26 protein-coding genes are annotated in these 25,539 nt (G+C 54.4%); 16 read left to right on the top strand and 10 right to left on the bottom strand.

All coding sequences use genetic code 11. The annotated features are described in order from the left end of the window. Positions 1-76 precede the first annotated feature (76 nt). A complete protein-coding gene (locus tag ACYVHB_RS16655; RefSeq protein ID WP_461052891.1) occupies positions 77-904 on the top strand; it encodes a DUF6544 family protein in 828 nt (275 codons plus the stop codon). A 3-nt stretch (positions 905-907) separates the two neighbouring features. On the opposite strand, the gene ACYVHB_RS16660 is transcribed toward ACYVHB_RS16655, so the two are convergent. Next, positions 908-1,252 (bottom strand): hypothetical protein, encoded by a 345-nt coding sequence (locus tag ACYVHB_RS16660; RefSeq protein WP_461052892.1) that lies wholly within the window; start codon positions 1,250-1,252, stop codon positions 908-910. Between the two features lie 162 nt (positions 1,253-1,414). On the opposite strand from ACYVHB_RS16660, the gene ACYVHB_RS16665 reads away from it, so the two are divergent. The 5 genes from ACYVHB_RS16665 to ACYVHB_RS16685 all read left to right on the top strand — a co-directional run bounded on the left by ACYVHB_RS16665 (position 1,415) and on the right by ACYVHB_RS16685 (position 4,879). Further along, the gene (locus tag ACYVHB_RS16665) at positions 1,415-2,020 is read left to right on the top strand and encodes a hypothetical protein (protein ID WP_461052893.1); all 606 of its coding nucleotides are present in this window, start codon (positions 1,415-1,417) and stop codon (positions 2,018-2,020) included. Between the two features lie 10 nt (positions 2,021-2,030). Then, positions 2,031-2,663, top strand: coding sequence for a hypothetical protein (locus tag ACYVHB_RS16670; RefSeq protein WP_461052894.1), 633 nt, complete (start codon positions 2,031-2,033; stop codon positions 2,661-2,663). Continuing rightward, positions 2,660-3,775, top strand: a complete 1,116-nt coding sequence (locus tag ACYVHB_RS16675; RefSeq protein ID WP_461052895.1) for an Acg family FMN-binding oxidoreductase — start codon at positions 2,660-2,662, stop codon at positions 3,773-3,775. Before ACYVHB_RS16670 ends, ACYVHB_RS16675 begins: the two co-directional genes overlap by 4 nt. A 17-nt stretch (positions 3,776-3,792) precedes the next feature. Then, positions 3,793-4,236: a hypothetical protein gene (locus ACYVHB_RS16680; RefSeq protein ID WP_461052896.1), complete on the top strand. Its 444-nt coding sequence runs from the start codon at positions 3,793-3,795 to the stop codon at positions 4,234-4,236. Between the two features lie 64 nt (positions 4,237-4,300). After that, positions 4,301-4,879 (top strand): DUF1003 domain-containing protein, encoded by a 579-nt coding sequence (locus ACYVHB_RS16685; RefSeq protein WP_461052897.1) that lies wholly within the window; start codon positions 4,301-4,303, stop codon positions 4,877-4,879. 29 nt (positions 4,880-4,908) lie between these two features. Here the strand turns inward: ACYVHB_RS16685 and ACYVHB_RS16690 are convergent, their stop codons facing one another. The 6 genes from ACYVHB_RS16690 to ACYVHB_RS16715 form a co-directional block, all read right to left on the bottom strand. Further along, a complete protein-coding gene (locus ACYVHB_RS16690) occupies positions 4,909-7,563 on the bottom strand; it encodes a cation-translocating P-type ATPase (RefSeq protein ID WP_461052898.1) in 2,655 nt (884 codons plus the stop codon). Between the two features lie 6 nt (positions 7,564-7,569). Further along, the gene (locus ACYVHB_RS16695; RefSeq protein ID WP_461052899.1) at positions 7,570-8,403 is read right to left on the bottom strand and encodes a universal stress protein; all 834 of its coding nucleotides are present in this window, start codon (positions 8,401-8,403) and stop codon (positions 7,570-7,572) included. A gap of 32 nt (positions 8,404-8,435) precedes the next feature. Next, positions 8,436-9,260, bottom strand: coding sequence for a universal stress protein (locus ACYVHB_RS16700; protein WP_461052900.1), 825 nt, complete (start codon positions 9,258-9,260; stop codon positions 8,436-8,438). 102 nt (positions 9,261-9,362) lie between these two features. After that, a complete protein-coding gene (locus tag ACYVHB_RS16705; RefSeq protein WP_461052901.1) occupies positions 9,363-10,352 on the bottom strand; it encodes a 2-hydroxyacid dehydrogenase in 990 nt (329 codons plus the stop codon). A gap of 31 nt (positions 10,353-10,383) precedes the next feature. Beyond that, the gene (locus tag ACYVHB_RS16710) at positions 10,384-11,202 is read right to left on the bottom strand and encodes a universal stress protein (protein WP_461052902.1); all 819 of its coding nucleotides are present in this window, start codon (positions 11,200-11,202) and stop codon (positions 10,384-10,386) included. A 120-nt stretch (positions 11,203-11,322) separates the two neighbouring features. Further along, positions 11,323-11,673: a thioredoxin family protein gene (locus ACYVHB_RS16715; RefSeq protein ID WP_461052903.1), complete on the bottom strand. Its 351-nt coding sequence runs from the start codon at positions 11,671-11,673 to the stop codon at positions 11,323-11,325. 154 nt (positions 11,674-11,827) lie between these two features. On the opposite strand from ACYVHB_RS16715, the gene ACYVHB_RS16720 reads away from it, so the two are divergent. The 3 genes from ACYVHB_RS16720 (at position 11,828) to ACYVHB_RS16730 (ending at position 17,068) form a co-directional block, all read left to right on the top strand. Then, on the top strand, positions 11,828-13,462 hold the full coding sequence (locus tag ACYVHB_RS16720) for a sensor histidine kinase (RefSeq protein ID WP_461052904.1): 1,635 nt from the start codon (positions 11,828-11,830) through the stop codon (positions 13,460-13,462). Beyond that, a complete protein-coding gene (locus ACYVHB_RS16725) occupies positions 13,440-14,528 on the top strand; it encodes a response regulator (RefSeq protein ID WP_461052905.1) in 1,089 nt (362 codons plus the stop codon). The genes ACYVHB_RS16720 and ACYVHB_RS16725 overlap by 23 nt, the downstream gene beginning before the upstream one ends. Before the next feature lie 131 nt (positions 14,529-14,659). Continuing rightward, positions 14,660-17,068, top strand: coding sequence for a heavy metal translocating P-type ATPase (locus ACYVHB_RS16730; RefSeq protein ID WP_461052906.1), 2,409 nt, complete (start codon positions 14,660-14,662; stop codon positions 17,066-17,068). Positions 17,069-17,158: 90 nt separating this feature from the next. On the opposite strand, the gene ACYVHB_RS16735 is transcribed toward ACYVHB_RS16730, so the two are convergent. The 3 genes from ACYVHB_RS16735 to ACYVHB_RS16745 are packed head-to-tail and all read right to left on the bottom strand — an operon-like array spanning position 17,159 to position 18,799. Further along, complete coding sequence (locus ACYVHB_RS16735; RefSeq protein ID WP_461052907.1) at positions 17,159-17,536, bottom strand: hypothetical protein; 378 nt, start codon at positions 17,534-17,536, stop codon at positions 17,159-17,161. Positions 17,537-17,585: 49 nt separating this feature from the next. Then, positions 17,586-18,335: an acyl-CoA desaturase gene (locus ACYVHB_RS16740; RefSeq protein WP_461052908.1), complete on the bottom strand. Its 750-nt coding sequence runs from the start codon at positions 18,333-18,335 to the stop codon at positions 17,586-17,588. Between the two features lie 41 nt (positions 18,336-18,376). Further along, positions 18,377-18,799 carry a hypothetical protein gene (locus tag ACYVHB_RS16745; RefSeq protein ID WP_461052909.1) on the bottom strand — a complete coding sequence of 141 codons (423 nt, stop codon included), beginning with the start codon at positions 18,797-18,799 and terminating at the stop codon, positions 18,377-18,379. Positions 18,800-18,999: 200 nt separating this feature from the next. On the opposite strand from ACYVHB_RS16745, the gene ccoS reads away from it, so the two are divergent. From ccoS to ACYVHB_RS16780, 7 genes are all read left to right on the top strand, one after another. After that, entirely contained in the window at positions 19,000-19,227 is a 228-nt protein-coding gene (ccoS, locus tag ACYVHB_RS16750; RefSeq protein ID WP_461052910.1) for a cbb3-type cytochrome oxidase assembly protein CcoS, read from the top strand. Positions 19,228-19,248: 21 nt separating this feature from the next. Continuing rightward, positions 19,249-21,480 (top strand): cytochrome-c oxidase, cbb3-type subunit I, encoded by a 2,232-nt coding sequence (ccoN, locus tag ACYVHB_RS16755; RefSeq protein WP_461052911.1) that lies wholly within the window; start codon positions 19,249-19,251, stop codon positions 21,478-21,480. A 64-nt stretch (positions 21,481-21,544) separates the two neighbouring features. Next, a complete protein-coding gene (locus ACYVHB_RS16760) occupies positions 21,545-21,715 on the top strand; it encodes a hypothetical protein (RefSeq protein WP_461052912.1) in 171 nt (56 codons plus the stop codon). Positions 21,716-21,730: 15 nt separating this feature from the next. After that, positions 21,731-22,609, top strand: a complete 879-nt coding sequence (locus ACYVHB_RS16765) for a cbb3-type cytochrome c oxidase N-terminal domain-containing protein (protein ID WP_461052913.1) — start codon at positions 21,731-21,733, stop codon at positions 22,607-22,609. A 12-nt stretch (positions 22,610-22,621) separates the two neighbouring features. After that, positions 22,622-24,076 carry a cytochrome c oxidase accessory protein CcoG gene (gene ccoG, locus ACYVHB_RS16770; protein ID WP_461052914.1) on the top strand — a complete coding sequence of 485 codons (1,455 nt, stop codon included), beginning with the start codon at positions 22,622-22,624 and terminating at the stop codon, positions 24,074-24,076. Positions 24,077-24,169: 93 nt separating this feature from the next. Next, positions 24,170-24,595 (top strand): FixH family protein, encoded by a 426-nt coding sequence (locus tag ACYVHB_RS16775; protein ID WP_461052915.1) that lies wholly within the window; start codon positions 24,170-24,172, stop codon positions 24,593-24,595. Positions 24,596-24,601: 6 nt separating this feature from the next. Beyond that, positions 24,602-25,357: a sulfite exporter TauE/SafE family protein gene (locus ACYVHB_RS16780; protein ID WP_461052916.1), complete on the top strand. Its 756-nt coding sequence runs from the start codon at positions 24,602-24,604 to the stop codon at positions 25,355-25,357. Positions 25,358-25,539 lie beyond the last annotated feature (182 nt).

The raw sequence follows: 25,539 nt of genomic DNA on the forward strand, positions 1-25,539 counted from the left end.
GTCGTGGCGCCGGGCAGAGCGGTAGATTTGTGTAGTTACAGCAAAAAAAATGACACGATTAACCCCTAATCCAGTGATGAAAACCAAAACCAATCTTCTAATCGTGTCGGCCCTCGCCGTTCCAGTTGTCACATGGCTGATTGGTCGGTGGGTCGTAGCCCGGCAGTCGCGCCGTGACGTGGCCAATTTGTTTGCGCTGGCCGACACCGGGCCGGTCAACACCTACGACCCGGCCCAACTTGCCGATCTGCCCATACCCGTACAGCGGTACTTCCGGCACGTGCTGAAACCCGGTCAGCCGTACCTGCGCTCGGTTCGGCTTCGGCACGATGGGCAGTTTAAAACCGACCTGAAAAAAGACTGGATTGCGATCACCGGCGAGGAATATTTTCTGGCCGACACACTAAATTATATCTGGATCGGCACGACGGCCTGGTTCACGGCGCGGGATGAGTATGTGGCGGGGCGGGGCAGCCTGACCGTGCGGCTGTTGGGTACGTTACCGATTGTGCACGGCAGCGGTCCGACCTACGACCAGGGTGAACTGTTGCGCTGGCTGGCCGAAAGTGCCTGGTTTCCAACGAATTTACTGCCCGGTGGGTGGGTGATTTGGTCGTCGATTGATGATCACTCAGCCACGGCCACGCTTACCGATAACGGCCAAACCGTGTCTTGTCTGATGAGTTTTAACGAGCAGGACGAACTGGTGCGGTGCCAGGCGCAACGCTACCGCGACGAAACACACATAGCTACCTGGGTGGGCCACTTCTCAGATTACCGTGATTGGCATGGTCTGCGGATACCAACCCACGCCGAAGTTGCCTGGGTCATTGCAGGCGAAGAAAAGCCTTATGCCCGCTTCATTCTGCGCGACATCGAATACGATCAGCCCCAGGCCTATTAAATACTACCCTTGGTGTAGCAGCCGGTAGCCCACCACGATCAGACCAACAACGTACACGGTGGTGAAGATTACCTTGTTGTAGCGGGCCAGCCAGTTGGGTAGAAATATATCGAAGTTATCCCGGTCCGAATCCGAATAGTTTCGGGCGATAATCGTCAACGGACAACGACCGCCAAACAACAGCAAAACCAAGACTTCGGCAACGACCAGCCCGATCACAATCCAGGTATACGGATTTACGTCGTCGGCTAATTCACAATAAAGAACGTAAACAATGGCGGTGACCATGAATAGCCAAATGAGCGTATGGATCAGTTTCACCGAAAATAGATTGAGCGTATTATTCATTGCCTGTTCTTCTACCGTGTAATCAGACCGCTAAGGTACCCAGATCAACAGTGAACGGTTAGGGCGAAGATCAGACGAATTGCTGATGCTGCTCAGGGCAAGGCAGTTAGCCTTGACATAGCTTTGCCTGAAATCTAAACGAATCCTCAACAGGCAGGGCACATGAAGAAGATAGCGATTTTCTGGGCGGTGGTATCACTTACGGCAACAAGCCTCTTTGCCCAAACCAGCCCATCGTCGAGTTCATTCTGGCGTCCCATCCCCCGCCGTTACGAAGTGAAGCAGGCCCTGGAGATAGAGAGTTTAGTGCCCATGTTTCTGACGGGCGGCTATCATTTCGCCGTTGGATACCGGTACAAAAAATTCAGGGTGCGGGCCAGCGTCATTAACGGCGGCACGTATAACGCCGAGACGGTCGGCCTGAACAACTCGTCACCGGCGTTCAAACGGTTTTATAACACATCGCCCGGCATTTTCTTCGGCTACAACGTCTGGAAAAACCTCGAACTCTACACCTACCTCGAAAGCCACACCTTCGGCATCGAGCAGCAAAGTACGGGTATTACCAAAGACATCAAGAGTATCGACACCGGCCTGGGCCTGAGCTACCAGTTTTTTGTTGGCCGGGTTTTCTACGTGCAGCCGGGTGTGCATTTGTACCTGCGACGCAACAACCGCGCGGACTTCGGCGACATCCGGTACAACATTCCCAACGCCGACATTTCGCCCGTGATCCGGATCGGAGCCAGGCTCTGGCAACAGTATTAAGCCAGAAATCATGAAAAAGCAACTCAAAATTACCGGCCTTGTCGTGCTGGCCCTTGGGGCCGCCTGGACAGCCCTGACGATCTGGGCAGAACGTACCGGGCCAAAACGAAGCTGGCAATTAGGTAGTCAGACTGCGAAAAAGCGGGCGTTGATTGTCTATAATCCTGACCCAGTTTATAACCTCGATGAGCAGGTAAGCCGGTCGTTTGGTCAGGCCCTGGCCGACGGAGGTATGTACGTCAGGGTTGCCAGTGTCGCAGCCGCCGAAACGGATGCCGACCAGCCAGTTGATCTGTATGTGTTTTGCGCCAACACCTACAATTTTCGACCCGATTGGGCGGTGAGCAATTTTATCCGGAGACAGGCGGATCTGGCTGGCAAATCGGTGGTGGCGATTACGCTGGGGAGTGGCTCAACGGAGGCTTCGCAAAACGCACTCGAAACCCTGATTCAGAACAAAAGGGCCAATCTGCTCGACTCGCGGTCGCTGTGGCTGCTGAAACCCAATGACAAATCACGGATGCGGGAATCGAACGTTGCCGTTTCGGTGTCGATGGCCTACGCCTGGGGCGCAGAAATGGCAAAACGGTACGGAACCGACCCGGCGGTTTCGGCCCGATCAGAATCAGTACATCAGCCATGAACAGACAGCAATTTCTGGGCATCGCCGGGGGCACGGTTATTCTGGCTGGTGGCGCGTATTACGGCTTTAGCGACCGCAGAAACTACACCCGCGCTGATAGTGAGCAACTTGGCTATACCAGCGTGACACTGACTGCTGACGAACGGCAAATCCTGTTGCTGGCCTCCCTTGCGCCCAGTGGCCACAACACCCAGCCGTGGTTTGTCAAACACCTCGAACCGTACCATTGGATCGTCGGCAACGACAAAACGCGCTGGTTACCTGGCGTTGACCCAAACCAGCGGGAAACCATCCTGTCGATTGGGGCTTTTCTGCAAAACATCGAGTACGCTGCCAGCAACTTAGGCTATACCTGCCAGTTCGATACGATGGCGATGAGCAATCAGGATGAGGACATCGTAACGGTAAAACTGCGTAGATCAAGCAAGGTTCCTTCGTATGACACCCAAAAAATAACCAGACGCCGAACGGTACGATCGAACTACCTGGACGACGCACTGAAAAAAGAAGACCTCACGTACCTAATTAATGGTGAATCTGAATTTATACAATTCATTCCCAATACGGGTAAAGAATGCCGCCTGCTAAATGAACAAACCATCGAAGCAAACCGAATTCAGTCGTACCGGGATGTGGCCCAGCAGGAACTGGCCGACTGGATACGGTTTTCGAGTAAAGATGCCGCAGCCTACCGGGACGGACTCACGACGGCGAGTATGGAAATTGACGGAATTCTCGGCTGGTTGTTGCGAAACTTCTACGGAGAATCAGCTGTGATGAAACCCGGTTTTCGGAATCAGGCTATTGATAAGGTGAAGCAGCAGGTCGCCCAATCGGCGGGCTGGCTGCTGATTACCAGCAAAGACAACGCCGTAACAACCCTGCTTGAGACCGGCAAACGAATGCAGCGACTCTTTCTGATAGTGCGGGATCGGGGTGTTGCCCTTCATCCGATGACGCAGATTCTTGAGGAATCCCCGACGAATCAGACCATCAATCAATCCATTGGCATCAGCGGTCCGGTGCAGTTTATCCTGCGCACCGGCTATCTGAAGACGTACCCCGAACCGGTTTCGCTTCGGCGGTCGGTCGACGGGTTTGTTCACACCTGAAAAGTGCCCGCCACCTCATGAAAATAAGCCGAACTATTCTTGTGATTTTGCTGGGGTTTCTTGGTTTGGGAGCTGTTGGAGGAGGTGGCATATTCATACTTTCTCCCAGCGGCAAACTGTTTGGGATGCCATTGTCCATGTTAGACAAGTCGCCCTTCACTGATTTTCTAATCCCCGGAATAATCTTGTTCATCGTGTTGGGGCTGATTCCCTGTGGGTTAGTCGTTGCCTTGTTAAATAAACCGGTAAGTAAATGGGCCGAACGGTTCAATTCCTTTCCTGATATGCACTGGGCATGGACGGGCAGTGTTTACGTGGCTTTTGCGCTCATCGTCTGGATACAAATCCAGATGGTTTTTCTCCAGGCCGTCGATTGGCTGCACACCTTTTATATATCTCTGGCCATTGCCATACTTTTTGTCGCGCTATTGCCGACTGTCAGAAGCGTGTACAAAAAGTAAATGAGTTGCTCCGGTCGTCATTCATAATCTACAGTATGATCACCGACTTTCTAAAAACACGAAGATGAACAACACCGGAATAGACCAGCTTTTGTCGGATGAAAATGCGCATCTTGAAAAGCTGCACAAGATTGTCAGGGAGACGCTTGCCGCTGAGGAACTCATCATTCACAATCTTGTAAATCCCCCGTTAGAAGTGCTGACACAGGGACAAAAACTCTCTGACAGGGTCGCTCGATTTGGCGGGAGCTGGCGATTCATAATCCTGTTTGGCATTATCCTGACGGTCTGGATCATTTTCAATGTACTGGCTATTGGCCACTACAAGTTTGATCCTTATCCGTTCATCCTGATGAACCTGATTTTATCCTGCATTGCTGCGTTACAGGCGCCCATTATTATGATGAGTCAGAACCGGCAGGAAGAAAAAGACCGCATGCGCAGTGAGAATGATTACCTGATCAATCTGAAAGCGGAAATGCAAATCCGCAGCCTGAATCAGAAGGTAGATTTATTATTGGAAGAGCAGATCAAAACCCTATTCGATACGCAGGAAAAACAGTTCGTTTTGCTTCAGGCGCTGAACGACAAACTTGACAAGCTGCTGGCCAAACCGGAGGTATTGCTTCCTGTGACTCCATGAATGATGCCTTTGCTGCCTGTCTGCCAAGATTAGCCTGCAACAGCGGGGATGACGGGCAGCGTGGCAACTGTGGCTTTTACCGGGGCCGGTTTGCCCAAATTGCCTCGCTGCCGGATGATCAGCTTCTGAATCTCGACCGCCCAGAAAACGATGCTCGACACGGCTACCGTGATACCCAGTTCGGACCACGACAAGGGTTGGGTGTTGAAAAGATCGTTGAAGAACGGCGTGTAGATAATCATCAGTTGCAGCGCGACGGTGAGTGTAATGGCCCCCAGCATGGGTTTGTTGGCCAGCAGCCCCATGCTGAACACCGACGACCAGTGGGAACGCACGGCAATGGCGTTACCCAACTGACTGAAACAAAGCACCGTAAACGTCATCGTTTGCCAGTGGGGGATGTTGCGCTGAATGGCCCAGGCTTCTATACCAATAGTGACGCCCCCGATCAGCAACCCGACCCACAAAATGAACCACAGCAGCGGCTGACCGTCCCCCCCATCGGCGAAAATGGTTTTCCTGGGATCGATGGGTGGCCGGTGCATGGTGTTCTTCTCGGCGGGTTCGTAGGCCAGTGCCAGACCTGGCAAGCCGTCCGTGATCAGGTTAATCCACAGGATATGAATCGCCAGTAAGGGGATGGGTAACCCGAAAAAAGGCGCGAAAAAGAGGGCGACAATCTCCCCCGCGTTGCCCGACATGATGTAGCGGATAAACTTCAGGATGTTGTCGAAGATGCGTCGCCCGTGCTTGACGGCTTTGACGATGGTGGCGAAGTTGTCGTCGAGCAGAATCATGTGCGCGGCTTCTTTGGAGACCTCCGTGCCGTTGATGCCCATCGCAATGCCAATGTCGGCGTTTTTGAGGGCCGGGGCGTCGTTGACCCCGTCGCCGGTCATGGCTACGAACTGGTGGCGGGCCTGCAATGCGTTGATGATGCGTAGCTTCTGGGCCGGATCGACCCGCGCGTACACCCGCACCTTTTCCACAATCGCATCGAAGGCCGGGTCATCTAATTTCGTCAGTTCCGGCCCGGTCAGTACCAGCTCGTCGGCTGACGAAATAATGCCCAGGGTTTCAGCGACGGCTTTGGCAGTCAGTTTATGGTCGCCGGTGATCATGACGGTAATGATCCCGGCCTGTTTGCATTCGGCCACGGCCTGCCGGGCTTCGTGGCGGGGTGGGTCCATCAGGCCCACGAAGCCGATGAAGGATAAGCCGGATTCGATGGTGGTGGGCGTAACGTCCGGGGGCAGTTCAGGCAGAAGTTTACCCGCGTAGCCCATCGTGCGGTAACCCCGTTCGGCCATTGCATCGACGCGGGTTCGCCAGCCGGGAACGTCCGCCTGCTGATTTGGATCGAGTTGTTTGAAGAGTGATCCCACGGCTCCTTTAGTGATAACCAGCACACCCTGCTCCGTCTGGTGCAGCGTGGTCATGCACTTGCGCTCCGAGTCGAACGGCAGTTCGGCGATGCGCGGAAACCGGTTTTCGATTGCTGTTCGTTCGTAGTCTCTTTCATCGGCATACTTCGTTAAGGCCACTTCGGTTGAATCGCCGAGCCAGTTTCCGTCTTTGTCATTGGTTACGTCGTTGTTGAGCGCCATCGCCGTCAGCAGCCCATCGCCATTGGCCAAAACGGGTAGGGCGAACGTCGGCGATTGGTCGACCTCCTCAACTGTCATTTTGTTGAGCGTCAGCGTCCCCGTTTTATCGGTGCAGATGTACGTAACCGACCCCAGCGTTTCGACGGCGGGCAGCTTGCGAATGAGCGCGTTGCTTTTCACCAATCGCTTTGCTCCCAGCGCCAGAGCAACGGTAACCACGGCGGGCAGGGCTTCGGGAATGGCAGCCACCGCGAGCGAAATGGAAACCAGCAGCAAATTCAGCAGCGGCTCACCCCGTAACCAGCCAGCCCCGAAAAAGAGCAGACAGATCACCAGCGCGCCGACCGATAAGCCTTTACCAAAGGTGGCTAACCGTTTTTGCAGCGGGGTAGCCGTTTCGTCGGTCTGGATCAGTTTGGCAATCTTCCCCAGTTCGGTGTCCATGCCGGTCGCCACGACGTAGGCCCTGGCCCGCCCGTTGGTCACGAACGTGCCTTTATAGCCCATGTTCAGCCGGTCGCCGAGCGGATAATCACCAGGGGGTAGCGCAACGGGGTTTTTCTCGACGTTATCCGACTCCCCGGTCAGCGACGACTCATCGACTTTCAGGGCGTGGGTGTCCATGAACCGGACATCGGCGGGAATGATGTTGCCCGCTTCAAGCAGCGTTACGTCGCCGGGCACCAGGTCTGCCGTGGCGACTGACAGCGTTTGTCCGCTCCGCAGCACCTGGGCCTGATTAGCGGCCATCTTTTTGAGGGCCTCCATTGACTTTTCGGCCCGGTACTCCTGCACAAACCCAACAATCGCGTTGAGCAGTACAATTGCCAGAATGACGTAGGTCGATTTCACCTCACCCACCACCCCTGATATAATCGCAGCCCCAATCAGCACCAGAATCATGACGTCCGTAAACTGATGCAGCAGGATGAGCCAGACGGTTTTCTTTTGCCCGTCCGTAATTTGGTTGGGACCGAACTCGGTCAGCCGCTGCTGGGCCGTAGCGGGGTCAAGCCCGGCGGGGGTAGTATTCAGCGAGCGGGCTACGTCCGCCACCGATGTAACGTGATAATCCATCTGAGATCAGGCTTTGCTAAATACCAGCAACGGTATGGTAGTCAGGAATGAGTAGTCGACCGAGTTGCCCGACCCGAATAACCGATTGAAAAATCCTTCATTCTGCTGGGTGAACATAATCAGCAGCGAAGGCTTTTCGGCGTTAACGACCGATTCGATGTCGGCGACTACCGTTTTTGCCAAATCACGGGGCTTTAGCTGCACGTTGACGGGATAATCCGTGAATTTCCGGACGGCCATGTTGATGATCTCCGGGTCGGTAACGGGTTCGCCCAGACTAACGAAATGCAGTAGTTCAACCGTAGCCGCCAATGGCCGGGCAAAATCGACCACCCGTTTCACCTGCGGTTCGAGACGGCTCAAGTCGGACGCGCACAAAATGCTGGTCAGCCTAATGGCGCGGTACGTACCCGGCACCGCAATCACCGGCACCGGCGACTGGTTGATGAGATTGGCGGTCGTGGTACCGAATAACTTCTCGATAGTTCCGGCTCCCCGCGCACTGAGGCAGATAAAGTCGAAGGCGTGGTCGGCCGCGTAACCCATGATGACGCTGTCTACCAACGGCGAGTTTTGGATTACGCACCTATAGTTTGTTGGGTTGAACTTCAGCTTGTCATAGATTGACAGGACAAACTCGTCGAGGGTCGTTTGGGCTTTTGCCGTTTCGCTTTTCTCGTAGGCCGCGTACGTTGTCTCGTTCCAGCTCGTTAGTCTCATTACGTGCTGCACGTGCAGGAACGTCAGCGCAACTTCATACTGAGACGCCAGTTGAATGGCAAAACGCAGAGCCGCCTTCGAGTTGGCCGAAAAGTCGGTGGTAACTAAGATTTTTTTCATTGAAGAATGGGGAGACGTCGTGTCTGGGCCGGTCAGTCCTTTAGTTGCAGAATCAGCACGGGTACGGGAACATGGTTCAGCACATCTTCGGCTACGCTGCCCTGTAATAGATGACGCAGGCCGGTGTGCCCGTGGGTGTATACCACAATCAGATCGGTTTGCCGTTCGTGAGCGTAATTCAAAATTCCCGTTTCCACAGTGCGGGCCTGACGGATGTGCAACTCGTAGTCAGTGATGCCTTTCTCCTTTGCCAGTTCGTCCATCCAGGCGTGTACCCCATCAGCAGCGAGGGTATCGTTGGGCGTACTCACGTAGACGAACTGTTTCAGGCTGTTACCGCCCGCGTCGAACGGATACGGTGGCCATTGCTGCCGGAGGGCATCGTCCACGTCGATGGCGGCAACGGCGTTTTTAGGAGCAAAACCGTTTATTGCCTGTTTGATGACCAGCACCGGACAGTGGGCATGCCGGACAATGTGCTCGGCGTTGGACCCAAAGAGCCACTCATCCCAGCCTGACGTACCATGCGTGGCCAGCACGATCAGATCGGCCCTGCGTTCGGTCATGGCTTCGTACACCCCGCCCGCGTCCCGGCAGGTAATGGGAATGATCGTGATATCCTTATAAATAGGGTTCTCCGCAACCTCCTGTAGGTCAGCAACGGCGGTGTCGTCCTGCTCATCGAGGTAGCTGGCCATCGCCATCGCTCCTTCCACCGTGTTGGCACGGGCTATCGAAAACGGGATGTAATGCACCAGTAGAATTTCAGCGCCGTAGGTACGGGCCAGGTCGGCGGCTACCTGAAGGGCACTATCGGCCAGGGGACTTAAGTCGGTCGGAACAAGAATGGTTTTCATACGAAACGGGTTTTGATTGATACTACAAAGGAGCGGTATGTACCGCTTACAAACCCTGACGTTAGTCAGTTGAGAACCTGTTTAGCATTAGCTCTGATTTTTTTACCCAACCACGACGGCATCCGCCGGTAGACGTTCCTGTTCCAGATACGTCAGGTTGTTGAGGGTAGTATGGGCGATCTGCTCCATCGCTTCCCGGGTGAAAAAGCCCTGGTGAGCGGTGACCAGCACATTCGGTAAATGGGTCAGGGTATTCAGGTCCGCATCGGGCAGGTCCTTGCCTGACCAGTCGGCAAAGAAGAAATCATCTTCCTGTTCGTACACATCGATACCTAACGCATCCAAATGGCCGCTTTGCAGCGCATCCAGCACGGCAGGTGTGTCCAGTAGTCCGCCCCGGCTGGTATTGATCAGGTACGTACCTGGTTTCATCCGGGCCAGCGCGGGCGCGTCGATCAGGTGATGCGTCTCGGGCGTGAGCGGACAATGGAGCGAGATAACGTCGGCTTCGTTCAGTAACTCATCCAGGGGCACATACGTCACGCCAAGCTGCTGCAATTCGGCCGAGTGCATTTTGTCGTAGGCCAACACGTGACAACCAAAGCCGAGCATGATGCGGGCAAAGGCCGCGCCAATCTTGCCCGTGCCGATGACACCAACCTGCTTGCCGTACAGGTCGAACCCCATCAGGCCATCCAGTGTGAAATTATTGTCTTTGGTCCGTTGGTAGGCTAAATAGGTCTTTCGGTTCAGCGACAGCAGCAGGGCTACGGCGTGTTCAGCCACCGAGTGGGGCGAGTAGGTCGGCACCCGCAGGATACGAATGCCCAACTGCTGCGCTGCCTGAATATCCACCTGATTGGAGCCGGTACAGCGCAGGGCCACCAGCCGAATGCCCTGCCCGGCCAGCGCCTGAAGCGTCGGCGCGTCGAGCCGATCATTCACAAAGACGCAAATGGCCTGGTGACCAGCCGCCAACGGTACCGTTTCGGGCGTTAGGGCCTGGGGCAGAAAGGTTAGCTGGTGCCGGTGATTGGCGGCTTCCAGAAACGCCTGTTCGTAGGGGTGGCAGCTAAAAAAAGCAACATTCATGGTAACGACGTTTGATTGAGAACGAGTAGAATCAGACAACCGCCAGCAGCGGAATATCTGTCAGACGAGCCATGCGCCCAGTTTCTCCTTCGCTAATTAGCTTCTGGAACCAGTTTCGCATCTGCGGCAACATCATAATCAGGTCCGCTTTGTTGGCGTGAGCGAAGGCGAGCAGGGTATCGTAGATTTCGTCTCCGGTCTGGATAGTCAGCGTATGGGGCTGCGGATTCAACAGGTGCCGGATATGCTCGGCCTGATGCCGCGTGCTGGCGTCATCCGGATTATCACTAATGCACAGCACATTGATCACGCTGCCGAACGACCGGGCAAAACTCAGTGCCGTATCCAGGACTACGGCGTTGGGGGTTGCGGCCAGGTCAATACCCAACACCACGTTTTTTACCCCAGCATAGGTAATGCCGGGTGGAATCAGGAGGAGTGGCACTTCTGTCTCAGCAACCATTTCGGTTGCTATGCTTCCCATCAGTTGCGCACTTTGAGGGGCCGTACCCACCGTGGACATAATCAGCAAATCGGCCTGTTCATCTCTGGTTATTGCACGAATCGCGTTCATGGTATGGCCTTCCTGGGCGATGCACCGAATCGGTACGGTCGCACCAAGCGTTTCCCTCAGTTCATTCGCCAATTGTTGTAAAGCCGTTAAACTGCTTTCCCGCGTTGCTTCTACCGACAGCGCGAAGTCACCCGTTTTAGCCGGATTATCGGGCCAGACATGATAAGCGTGTAGTAAAATCAGTTGGGCTTTCTGGTCAACGGCTAATTGACCAGCGAAGCGAGCCACCCGGTTGGCGTTGGGCGAAAAATCGGTAGCAAGAACAATCGTTTTCATAGGTGAGTCTTTGTTAAGGCTGCTGTATATAATGGCTTGATTGGTAGTTCGAATGACACGATAAAGCATCATATAGTTGGTCACAATAAACCGGACGTTGATCATCCCGTTGGCTGATTCTCAGTTGACCTTTTTACTTAGCAGCCTTTCAATCAGCAAAACGAGCGTGGCTTTGTCAGACATGCCTTCCTGCCGCCACAGTTCGATGCCCCGCTGAACCAGTACAAAAGCGGGGGTCTGGGTAATGGCAAAACTTTGTACAACGTCAGGGTGGCTGGCTTCGTCAATTCTTAGAACCTGTAGCAAGCCGCCGAAGTGTGTTTGCAGCGAATTGGCCAGAGCAGTCAGATGATCCCGTTGCTGGCGGTTGGTCCCTTCCGAAGGCATAAAAAAGATCAGTAGAACCGCCGACGGGGCAGTCAGCAAAACGGGGTACGGATCGTCGGGGTTGTTAGCCGGAAAGTCCTGCATAGTTGTGGGTGAAAAGAGACAACCTTCATAACGAAGTCAAAAGTGGCCGTTTGTTTCGCCAAATCGACTGACATTCGTCAGGCGTTGCCCTGATTCTTAGCCCGTTTCAAGAAATTCGGGGTAACTTGGCATAGAATCCTGTTGCCAGATAGCAATGGGAGCTTCTTGCCCGATGCTGACCGACTTGTCTTTAACTACCTTACCGGGATTACTTTTCGAAGAGAGCGAGGATTTTATCGGCATTTATAACCTGAGCGATGAGCGGTTTGTGCGAATCAATCAGGCCGGCGTTTGGATGCTTGGGTTTTCCTCGGAACAGGATTTGCTGGCCGATCCCGTCCGGTCCCGGTCGTTGCGGACGCCCCCCCTGGAGGGAAAATATCGGACTAACCTGATTGAGCGAATCATCCAGGCCGGAAAGCACGAAGAAACCGCCCAAATTGAACAGCACGACGGTCAATTGTTCTGGGGCAGGCTTATCATTCATGTGTTCACCGAAAACGGCTGTCCCTTTGCGCTCATCCGGCTCATCGATCAGGGACGGTTACACCAGGCCGAGCGCGAACTCGATCACAGTGTTCGACGCTACGAAGCAATTTTCTCTAATGCGGCCATTGGCATTGTCGTTTGCAACGAGCGGGGACAAATTGTATCCGCCAATCAGTTGGCCGACCAACTCTTTGGTTACGGGGCGGGTGAATTAGAGACGCTGACCATTGAACAGGTCGTGCCAACGGGTGTGAGCAGTTACCACCAAACGCTCCGCCAGTCGTTCACTACCGCGCCCCAGGTGCGGGTGATGGGGCATAACCGCGATCTGCACGCTCAGCGCAAAGATGGGTCGGTGTTTCCGGTCGAGATCAGTCTGAGTTATTTTCGGCTGGAGGCCGACTTATATGCGGTGGCATACATCATCGACATCACGCTCAAAAAAGAAGCAGAGCAGCAATTAGTTGCTCACCGGGACCATATCCAACGGCTGAACACGGATCTGGAGCAGAAAGTAGCCGACCGCACCCACGCCCTGATGAGCACGCTCGCTGAATTAGAACAGTCGAAAAATGAGCTGGCCAAAGCCTTAGCCGCTGAGCAGCGATTGGGCGAACTCAAATCGAGGTTTGTGTCGATGGCTTCTCACGAGTTCCGCACCCCCCTGACGGCGCTACAGACCTCGGCCACCTTAGTCGAGAAGTACGCCGGTGCCGACCAGCAGGCGAAGCGCAAGGTCCATCTCGACCATATTCGGACGTCGGTCAAGCATTTGAACGACATCCTCGAAGAGTTTTTGTCGGTGGGCATGATCGAGGCTGGTAAAGTAGAACGCCATTCCACCGAGGTCGATATGGCCCAGTTGATGAGTGAAATCGTCGCGGATGCGAAGGGACTGTTGAAGCCGGGCCAAACGGTAAAGACCTACCCATCGTGTCCGGCTTCAGTCTGGTTGGACTCGTCGCTATTGCGTAAGATTCTGATCAATCTGCTCGCCAATGCCCTTAAATACTCGGGACCGGGATCGACCGCAACCATCTGGGCGACGTGTACGAATCAGGAATTGACCCTAATTGTGCAGGACCAGGGGGTCGGCATACCGAAGGCCGATCAGGAACACCTCTTCGAGCGATTCTTCCGCGCTAAAAACGTCGCCAACATCGCTGGAACCGGACTGGGGCTTCACATCGTGGGCCGCTATGTGGAGCTGATGGGTGGCACGGTGGCCCTGGAAAGTGTATTGGATCAAGGCACTACCGTTACCTTAACCCTGCCGTATGACAACGATCCTGCTGATTGAAGACAATGACCTGATTCGCAACAATACGGCCGAAATACTGGAACTGACTGGCTACACCGTCCAAACGGCCGAAAACGGGAAGATCGGCGTCGAAAAAGCCCTGGCTGACAAGCCCGATCTGGTCATTTGTGATATTATGATGCCCGTGCTGGATGGCTACGGGGTACTCCATATCTTCAATAAAAATCCGAATCTGGCGGGCGTACCCTTCATCTTTCTAAGTGCCAAAATCGAACGCAGCGACTTTCGCAAAGGCATGGAACTGGGGGCTGATGACTACCTGACCAAACCCTTCGAAGAGTCAGAACTGCTCAGCGCCATTGAAGGGCGGCTGAACCGTTTCCGAAACGTTGGCGATACCGCGAACCAGCCCCCGCCTGTCCAGCCCCCGCTACAGTCCGCGCACGATGTCTATCAGGATGGGCTGGAGCAATTCTTAGCCGATGCCCGGCAGGTGGGCAACCTGCAAAGCCTGTCGGTCGACCGCAAGGTGCACCCCGTGCGCCGAAAGCAGTACGTGTATTCGGAAGGCGATGACCCGATCCGGCTCTATTTTATCCAGTCGGGCACGGTTAAAACCGTGCGGGCCAATGCCGACGGTAAAGAACTGATCACGGGTCTGTACCACACCAGCGATTTTTTCGGCTATGTACCGCTGCTCGAAGACAGCGACTATACGGATTCTGCCGTGACGGTGAATGACACGGAACTGGTGTATATACCAAAAGCCGACTTTCGGCAATTACTGCTGGCCAATCCAGTCGTCAGTCAACAGTTTATCAAGTTGCTGGCCGGTCGGGTGGCCGAGCGCGAAGCCCAGTTACTGGGGATGGCCTACAATTCTCTTCGGCGACGGGTGGCGGATACGTTGCTGAACCTGCACGAGCAACAACCCGATGGCTATATTCAACTCTCGCGGGATGATCTGGCGGCCATGGTTGGCACGGCAACCGAGTCGCTAATCCGCACGTTAACTGAGTTCAAGGGCACCAACTTTATCGAGATGACGGCATCGGGCGGTATTCGGGTCGCGGAGCCGGACAAGCTGCGTTCCGCAAGGTGGTAGCCAACTCAAGAGGTACGACCTGAAATTGCCAGACCCAGACGGCTAAATACTGAGCCGTGTCAGGTCGACTGCTGACGCCTGTCAGGGCGGTTCAGGCTGTTTGTTACCAACTTGCCCCCAAATTCTGCGGTATGCCTACGGTAACGACATCAACAACATGCTACCATTGTGGCGACGACTGTGCTGAAACCGACATTCGGTACGATGACCGGCACTTTTGCTGTGAGGGGTGCAAAGCGGTGTATAGTATTCTAAGCCAGCATCAGCTTTGCCAGTACTATGCCATCCAACAGGACAATGAAACGGCACGGTCTGGTATTAGCCGTAGCACTGGCAACGCCCAACTCGACTTTCTGGACCACCCGGACATCATTGCACAACTGCTCGAATTCAGCAGTGAGTCGGTAGCGAAAATTACATTTTACATTCCCACGATTCATTGCAGCTCGTGCTTGTGGCTGCTCGAACACCTCTACCGCATTCACCCCGCCATCGGGCAGTCGCGGGTGGACTTCCTCAAAAAACAGGTTCACCTAACGTACCAGCCCGACAAACTGACGCTCCGGCAGGTAGTCGAACTACTGAGTTCTATCGGCTACGAACCGCTGATCAGTCTCAGCGACGTGGTTTCTAACCAACAGAAGCTATCGTATCGCCCGCTGCTCTACCGGCTGGCGGTGGCGGGGTTCTGCGCGGGTAATAGTATGCCGTTCAGCTTCCCCGAATACGTCGGTCTTGACGATCCGTCGTTCCGGCGCGTCTTCGGGCTGCTCAACATCATGCTGGCGATTCCGGCCGTGTTCTACTCCGCGTCGGGCTATTTTGAGTCGGTCTGGACGAGTCTGAAAAAGGGTATTGTCAACATCGACTTGCCCGTGCTGCTGGGTATATTAGTTGCTTTCTTCCGGGGAACCTACGAGGTGCTTTTTCTGAACGGCGCGGGCTATTTCGATTCACTGACGGGCCTGATCTTCTTTCTGTTATGCGGAAAATGGTTTCAGCAGCGGACCCACGAATTTCTATCGTTCGAGCGGGATTACCGAGCTTATTTTCCACTTGCCGTAACGGTGCTCAAAGCGGATGAGGAAGTCCCAATTCCAGTGGCGCAACTCCGAAAAGGCGACCGCATTCGGGTCCGCAACCGCGAACTGATTCCCGCCGACGGGGTGCTCTACAAAGGCCGCGCCAGCATCGACTACAGTTTTGTGACGGGAGAATCGGAGCCGGACATCAAGGAGTCGGGGGCGCTGCTGTACGCGGGCGGGCGGCAACTGGGCGGAGCCATCGAACTGGAAATAGTGCGCGAGACGTCGCAAAGTTACCTAACCCAGCTTTGGAACAACGATGCTTTCCGCAAGAGCGACACCTTCCGCGTTCGCACCTTCGCCGACATCATTGGCAAGTATTTCACGCTGACCGTGATTACGTTAGCTACGGCAGTGGGGATTTACTGGTACGCCTACGACCCGGCCCGCGCCGTCAATGCGTTTACGGCAGTACTCATTATTGCCTGTCCCTGTGCGCTTTCGTTGTCGTATCCCTTTGCGCTGGGAAATGGCCTGCGGAAACTTGGTCAGCAGAAGCTGTACCTTAAAAACGCGGCCGTCATTGAGCAGCTGGCGGGCTGCGATACGATTGTATTCGACAAAACCGGTACGCTAACGACCACGACTCAAACAGTCATCCAGGAATCCTTTGCCCTGCCACTGACGAAGTACGAGCGCTCGCTGGTAACGTCACTGGTTCGGCAATCGACCCATCCCCTCAGCCGCCGACTAACTGCTTATCTGGCCGATAGCCGACCGCTGCCAGTCGAGGGATTTACGGAAGTGCCGGGCCACGGCATACAGGGGATCGTGGACGGCTGGATCGTTAAAATCGGATCCCGCCCGTTCGTGAGCACGTGGGATGCTGACGCACAGACGACAACCAATATAGACTCTGCCGGGTCAACCGTACATGTCACCGTTGAGCAGCAGTATCGGGGTCAGTTCAACTTTGCGAACCAGTACCGGCCCGGTCTCAACGCGCTGTTTGATGAACTCCGGGCAACCCACGCGCTCTACCTGCTATCGGGCGATAACGCCACCGCCCGGCCCGAACTCGATCAATGGTTTACCACCGACAACATGACCTTCGATTGCCAGCCGCAACAAAAGCTCGACCGGGTGCAGCAGTTACAGGCGCAGGGCCATCGCGTACTAATGATCGGCGACGGGTTGAACGATGCCGGTGCCCTAAAACAGGCCGACGTGGGTATCGCCGTCACCGACGACACCATCCAGTTTACCCCCGCAAGTGATGCCATTCTGGAAGCGTCCTCGTTGCGGCAACTACCTGGCATGTTACGATATAGCCGCTTCGGTATGCGGCTGATCTGGTCCAGTTTTGCCGTGTCGTTACTCTATAATTTCGTGGGGCTCTCCTACGCCCTGACGGGAAACTTATCGCCGGTGGTAGCAGCTATCTTAATGCCGATCAGTTCGGCCACGATGCTGTTGATTGCGACGGTGGGGATGCGGTGGCGGAGGGTTGGGTAACAGGTTTGCTTGTGGAGATGATGCAATGGTTGCCTGATTCAGACTCCCGACGCAGTCGAAAATTCATTATTTCTACGACCGTGTTCGGCATTATTTGTTAATGGGATTGCCAAAAAGCACCAGTCCGAACAGAAGAGCAAACAATACGTAGGGTACGCTTACGACCCAACTGATAATTGTCTCCCCATCAGCGACAAGACTTTTACCTAATACAATTGCCCCAATGCTGAAGTGGATAAAATTTCCCAGGGCAATTGGACGCGCATATATACCACCTATCAAGACGGATTTCGCCGTCCAGTTAATACTGGCAGAACTTAAATATAAGGCTCCCGTAACCTGTACAAAAAGCGGATTGGCTCCACGAATCGAGTTGTGATTCAGTAGCTCGTCAGGCAGAAAGGAGGTTGCTATGCCTAACAAACCCATGAACAGGGCACTTGACATCATTAAAAGCTTAGTATTCATGGCTCTTGTCAGGGTTCGTTGATTACTAAGTCAACCTGCTTCAAATTCCTCACATGTACGCTTCGTCGCGGCCAAACCGTAGCTTCACGATGCCAACCCGATTGAGCACTTTAAGCAAGGGATAAGCCGGGTCGAATTCGTGCCAGCGGAAACCGCCGAAGTTGGGACGGCCACCAAATTTGTGGTGGTTGTTGTGGTACGATTCGCCCATCATCAGAAAATCAAACGGCAGCAGATTTTTAGCCGTGTCGCCCACGGCAAAGTTGGTGTAGCCGTACCGGTGGGCGTACCAGTTGATAATGGCCCCATGGATTGGTCCCATCAGAAAATGCACGGGTAGCAGCAGAAAGAACCAGGGCGACGGGGCAAACTGGATGTAAAACAGCGTGTAGGCCGTACCCCAGGCCAATCGCACCGGCCAGCGGCCACCAAACCGTTCCATCCATTCCCAATTGGGTACTCCTTTTTTGAACGATGCCGGAATCGAGTCCCGGTTATTGGTGATGTCGTTGTAGAAAATCCGGGTCTTCCACATCAGGTCGAACAGGTTTTTGGAAAACGACGGCGAATGCGGGTCCTGCCCGGTATCGGCGTGCGCGTGGTGGAGCCGGTGCATGATGCCGTAAGCACGTGGACTCAGGAACGAAGATCCCTGCCCGATGAACGTCAGTACGTAAAAGACTTTTTCCCAGCGGTTGCTCATCGTAAACATCTGGTGGGCAGCGTACCGGTGGAGAAAGAGGGTTTGCATCAGCACCGACAGGTACCAATGAGCGAGAAAGAAAATCAAAATAATCATCAGAAAATAAGGCACTGATACGGGCGGTGCCAACCCGTAAGTTAAATCAGATTGAGCGTCATCAGGCCGGACAGAAACTGGTAATAGCCAGCCTTGACCCGGTTAAACTCGTCCGTCAGGGGGCGACAATGTCCCTCAATAAGCGTGTAGACTCCGAAGCGTGGCTCGTGGCAACGCTGATGCTCAGTGGGCGTACAGGTCACGCCTTCACAGACCATATCGAGCCGTACCCGTTGGAAGCTCATTTTCAGGAGGTTCAGGCTTCCAATATAATCAACGGCGGGATGGTGCAGACTCCGGTAGCTGTGGTGTTCCGGCAGATTGGTCAGCAAGTTCAGAAGCTGGTCGATCTCCTGCTCATTCTGGACAAGTGTTGCTGCCCAGTGTTGGTTTTGGTGCCGACAGGTCTGAATCCCTGGAGGAAGAGTCCGCAGGGGCAAGTTGGGAGTGAGCCGATCAGTCATTGTCTAAAAAGAAAAGTGTTCTTTGATTACGGCGCAAAAGTAGCCGCAGTGGTTAGCCCTGTTCCTGATCCTCGTCAACGGACCAGATGAGTTTTGTCAACTCATTCTTCGGCTGAGTTTAATCAGTTACGGGGCTGACGTGGCTCATGCGTTAGCGGTTGAATTCTCCCCACTTTTGACCCGTCCCAACGTATACGGGTATGCACATTATCTTTTTTATGATTGGCGTCAGTCTGTTGATAGCCCTGGGCTTCCTGGCTGCTTTCGTCTGGTCAATGCGCACCGGTCAGCAGGACGATTTATACACGCCCGCGCTCCGAATGCTGCTTGACGACGAACCGCCGAATGACCCTATACCCGCCAAACCGCAACGGCTGCCCGGCGCAACGGCGACCCAGCGAACGTCGCCTGGCGACACCAATGTTTAGTGAACCTTCCACCGCTACTCTATGAAAGCAACCCCAGAAATACCGGTCAATTTGCTCCCGTTCGAGGTGACCACACCCGGCACCATTGAACGCAGCACGGCCGCTATCAGCCAGCCTCCGCCAGGTCAGCAACCCGTGGCCGAACAATTCGCCTACGACAATACGATTGTCCGCAACTTCGCCGTGGCCACCATCATCTGGGGCGTGATCGGAATGCTGGTAGGCGTCCTGATTGCCAGTCAGTTATTTGCGCCATCCGCGAACCTCGGCAACCAATACACCACCTTCGGCCGGATTCGTCCATTGCACACGAACGCGGTTATTTTCGCCTTCGTTGGCAATGCCATTTTTATGGGGGTTTATTATTCCCTGCAACGACTCTGCAAGGCCCGGATGTTCAGCGACTGGCTGAGCAAAATTCACTTCTGGGGCTGGCAGGCTATCATTGTCGCGGCCGTAATCACGCTGCCGTTAGGCCTGACGACCTCCCACGAATACGCCGAACTCGAATGGCCCATCGACATTGCCATTACCCTGATCTGGGTCGTGTTCGGAATCAATATGTTCGGCACCCTCATCAAACGCCGGGAGCGACACCTGTACGTGGCCATTTGGTTCTACATCGCCACGTTCGTAACGGTGGCCGTGCTGCACATTGTCAACTCGTTTCAGATGCCGGTCAGCCTGTTCAAAAGCTATTACCTCTACGCCGGGGTGCAGGATGCCCTCGTTCAGTGGTGGTACGGTCATAATGCCGTGGCATTTTTTCTGACGACGCCGTTTTTGGGCATGATGTACTACTTCCTGCCCAAAATGGCGAAACGACCCATTTACTCCTACCGGCTGTCGATCCTGCACTTCTGGACATTAATTTTTATTTACATCTGGGCCGGACCGCACCACTTGCTCTATACCTCCCTGCCCGACTGGGCGCAGTCGCTGGGTGTCGTTTTCTCGGTCATGCTCATTGCCCCCTCTTGGGGCGGGATGATCAACGGGCTGCTGACCCTGCGTGGTGCCTGGGACCGGGTCCGGGAGGATACTATCCTGAAATTTATGGTCGTGGGGATCACGGCCTACGGTATGGCGACCTTCGAGGGGCCGCTGCTGGCCTTCCGCAACGTCAACGCCATCGCGCACTTTACGGACTGGGTTGTGGCCCACGTGCACGTTGGAGCACTGGGCTGGAACGGCTTTCTAACCTTTGCCATTCTGTACTGGCTGATTCCGCGCATCTACCGCACTCCGCTTTATTCCCAAAAACTATTGAGTACACACTTCTGGCTCGGTACGCTGGGCATCCTGTTCTATGCGGTACCGATGTACATTTCGGGCTTCACGCAGGGGATGATGTGGAAGGAATTCACGCCCGAAGGCGTCTTGAAATACCCGAATTTCTTAGAGACAACGCTGCAACTGCTGCCCATGCACCGGATGCGGGCGGTGGGTGGTACGTTCTACCTGCTGGGCGCGATTCTGATGGCCTACAATCTGTTCAAAACGATGGCGGCTGGGAAACTGGTCCGTAACGAGGCTGCTGAGGCCCCGATGTTGGGGAGAGCCTACGTGCCGACGGGGAGCGATACGTACTGGCATCGCTGGTTCGAGCGCAGTCCCATTCCGCTGCTGATTGGTTCATTAGTCGTAATTCTGATTGGTTCGCTGGTTGAATTAGTGCCGACGTTCATGGTGGCGTCCAATGTGCCGACGATTGCGGCCGTTAAGCCTTATTCGGCGCTCGAAGTGCAGGGCCGGGACCTGTACATTCGCGAGGGCTGCGTGGGTTGCCACAGTCAGATGGTCCGGCCGTTTCGCAGCGAAACCGAACGCTACGGCGAGTACTCCAAAGCGGGCGAATTCGTGTATGACCACCCGTTTTTGTGGGGTAGCAAACGCACTGGCCCCGACCTGCACCGCATCGGCGGCAAATACCCCGATGCCTGGCATTACCACCACATGCGCGAACCCACGTCGATGTCGCCGGGGTCGATTATGCCGCCCTATCCGTGGCTGCTGGCCGATCAACTCGACATCTCGAACACGTCTGATAAGTTGCGGGCATTGCAAAAGGTCGGCGTCCCCTACGATGATCAAACTATACGATCTGCCAATATCGACCTGCAACAGCAGGCGAAACTGATAAGCGGGCACTTAGCCAAAGACGGCATCCGCGTGGCACCCGACCGCGAAATCGTCGCCCTGATTGCTTACCTGCAACGGATGGGCACGGACATAAAAAAGAATGATGAATGATGGATTCGTTGCAAGGCCCATCATTTATCGTTTATCGTTCATCGTTCATCATTCCCTTAAAATCATGTTCAGACAATTCATCTCGAAAATCCCCGGTGCGGACGTCTTTATGATCGGCTCGTTCCTAACATTCCTGATCTTCTTCGTGCTGGTCGGCGTGTATTTGCTGGTAGTCGACAAGAAATATATCCAGCAGATGGGCCAAATGCCACTCGATGATTCGACAATTGACTAAACCTATTTTCCTCGTATGAATCTCTTAATCTCGCTATCGGGTGATCCCGCCAAATCGATCTGGAACGTTGCATCGGGTCAGGAACTGGTATGGCTCATGCTGTCTCTGATGCTGCTGATCGGCCTGATCGGGGTTGGTATTATAGCACTGAACCTGCTGTTTATTCTCCGGAAAGCGTTGAGACCCGAACCCCTATTGGTACCCGTTCCCCAACTTATTGATCCGCGTTCGTTGTGGCAACGGGTGGCGGGCCTGCATTTGCTGAGTCAGGAAAAAGACCTGATGATGGAACACGCTTACGATGGTATCGCCGAACTCGATAACCCGACGCCACCCTGGTTCATGGGTCTGTTTTATGGCAGTATTGTCGCTGCGGTAACGTACATGATCGTCTTCCACGTGGTCGGTTCGGGCGACATCATGGGCAGCGAATACGTCAGGGAAATGGCTATTGCCGACAAACAGCGCGAGGCATACATCGCCAAAGTAGCGGGGGGTATCAACGAAAACACGGTAATCCAACTGGTTGATCTGAAAGGAATCGGAGCGGGTAAAACGCTCTATGCACAAAACTGCGTCGCCTGCCACGGGGCCAACGCCGAAGGAAAAGTCGGCCCGAACCTGACGGATGCGTTCTGGCTGCACGGCGGTAGCGTTAACCGCATTTTCCACACGTTGACCGAAGGCGTACCGGCAAAAGGTATGATCGCCTGGAAACGGCAGTTGAACCCGCTTCAAATCCAGCAATTAGCCAGTTATGTAATGTCGCTGCAAGGCTCAAACCCCGCCGGAGCGAAGGAGCCACAGGGCGAAAAAGAAACGGCAAAACTATCGGCGTTCGGCGCTCCGGAGGCCAACATACCGGCGGCCGACGCTCCGGTAGCCATGCGCTAAATGGACAAGCTGATGAACCCCCACGTAACACCACCCATCCCCAGCTTCCGCGATACCCTGCCAACGGCCGATGCGTCGGGCGGTCGGCGGTGGCTGTATCCGCGCGGCATCACGGGTCGGTTTACCCGGTGGCGGGAGGCCGTGGCGGTGGTGCTGCTGGTTGCCCTGTTTGCTGGGCCGTTCGTGTGGATCGACGGGCACCCGCTGTTTTTATTCAACGTGCTCGAACGCCGGTTCATCTTCTTTGGCGTGCCGTTCTGGCCGCAGGATTTTTACCTGGTTGCCTTCGGACTGGTTACGTTTATCGTGTTCATTGCCTTGTTCACGGTCGTGTACGGGCGAGTTTTTTGCGGCTGGGCCTGCCCGCAGACGATTTTCATGGAGATGGTTTTTCGCAAAATCGAAACCTGGATCGAGGGCGATTATACGGCTAAAAAACGACTCGACGCCGGACCGTGGACGACCGAAAAAGTGGTTAAAAAGAGTTTGAAACATAGTGCTTTTCTCCTGATTTCGTTTGCCATTGCCAACACGTTTCTGGCTTATATCATCGGTCGAGACGGCTGGCTGACGCTCGTGATGGATAACCCGGCCGAGCATTTAACGGGCCTGGCGACGATGGGTGTGTTTACGGGGGTGTTTTACGTAGTGTTTGCCCGGTTACGCGAGATCGTCTGCACCACCATCTGCCCCTACGGACGGCTACAGGGCGTTTTGCTGGATAAAAACTCATTGGTCGTCGCCTATGATTACATCCGGGGCGAACCACGCGGCAAGTTGACGAAAGCAGCGTTCGTGCATGCCCCGCCATCCCTTGTCCCGGCAGAACACCCAGCCCCAAAAGGCGACTGCATTGACTGTCACCTGTGCGTTCAGGTTTGCCCGGTGGGGATCGACATTCGCAACGGTACGCAGTTGGAGTGTGTTAACTGCACCCTTTGCGTGGACGCCTGCGACAGCATCATGGCTAAAATTGACCGTCCGTCCGGACTCATTCGGCTGGATTCGCAACGGGGTATTGAGGATCGAAAACCAGTACGGTTCATCGGTGGCAGCGCATCGACCCGGACGCTGGCCTACACCGGCATTCTGGTACTGTTGGTAGGGATATTGGGGTTTATGCTCGTCAGCCGCCCGGTTGTGGACGTAATTGTGCTGCGGGCACCGGGGCAGTTGTTCCAGCGTGAGACGGGAGGCACGGTATCGAATCTGTATTTGGTCGAAGCGATCAATAAAACCTACTGGCCGGTATCCGTTCGGTTTCGGTTGAGCCGCCCCGATGCCAGACTGCGCTTTGTGCAGCGGTTTTCGGTACTGCCCGCCGGGGAACTGACTAAGGGTATATTTTTTATCACCCTGCCCGAAAAAACCATCCAACAAAACAGCACCCCGCTCCGGCTCGACGTGCTGGTCGGCGACAAGGTAGTCGATCAAATCGAAACAACGTTTTTAGGGCCGGTCAATTAAATGATTGACTTGTTGACTGATTGAATGCCCTATTCGCCCAGCTACTTTATCACTCAACAAGTCAATCAACCAACAAATTAATCACTCGATACCATGAATTGGGGAAAAGCCATCGTACTCACCTTTATCCTGTTTGCCGGGTTTATCGGCTTTATGGTGATCTGGATGCACCGCGAACGCATTGATCTGGTACGGGACGATTATTACCAGACCGAAATTGTGTATCAGAAGCAGATCGACCGGATGACGAATGCCCGTCATGAAACGCCTATGAGTATGACTTATCAGGCCAAGGTCCATAGGCTCGCCGTAGCCCTGCCCGCGACGCTGCTTAAGGGCGAGATTCACTTTTACCGGCCAGCGGATCGGCAACTGGACTTTGTGGTACGCATTCCAACGCCCCACACCGGCCAGCAGGTAGTGTCAACCGGTAAACTGGCCCGTGGCTATTGGAAGGTACAGTTTACCTGGTCCGACGGGCAGCACGGATATTACACGGAAGAAGACATATTCTTATAAATGCTAATGAATCACGACCTACTCTGGTGGACGGCGGCTCTGACGACGGGCGTTGTGGGCAGTCTGCACTGCGTAGGCATGTGCGGGCCACTGGCGATGGCGCTGCCGATTGGCCGGTTGCCCCGCCCAAAACGCGGGCTGGCGGTGGGCTTCTATCATCTTAGCCGACTGATGGCCTACGCCGGGCTGGGGCTACTCATGGGCACAGTTGGTCAGGGATTGCTGCTGACAGGTCTGCAACGTCCGGTGTCCATTACAGCTGGTCTATTTTTATTGCTTTGGACGTTGACTAACCGGGGAAAGTTACCGGGCCTACCCCTGAGCCGGGCGACGCGCTGGGTGGTTCATCCTATGACCCGCTTATTAAATAGTCCTACTTTACGGGCGTTCGCCGGACTGGGTTTTTTGAACGGTCTGCTGCCCTGCGGATTTGTCTACGTCGCTCTGACGGGAGCCATCACAACCGAAAACGCGGCTACTGGTGCGTTGTATATGGCCCTGTTTGGGCTGGGCACCGTTCCAGCACTGCTGGCGGTCCGTTTCCTACCCATTCTTCTTCCAACATCAGTTCGTCGGCGAATTTCTGCAGCGTTGCCTGTCACTACGGTTGGGCTGGCTATGTTACTATTGGTCCGGGGTATTTATAACCCAACCGTTATCAATAAGGCAAACCAGACTATTCCGATTTGCCATGATGTTCAATCTATTGTCACTCGAGTTGGTCAGGGATCGGATGGCACCGATAACGAAATGGTCAAATGAGTAAGTAATTAGGCAAATTTAGAATAGATCAACTATTTTAGCGGCATGAGCCGCAAAGAAAAGCATATTGATCTTGTTGAAGCCGAGCTGATTACCTTGCAAGAAGGAGCAAAATACCATCCCAAACCTGAATTTAGAGAAAAATGCCGTGCCCTTTTACTCAATCAGGCGGGAGTAACCAT

This window comes from Spirosoma arcticum, assembly GCF_054779955.1.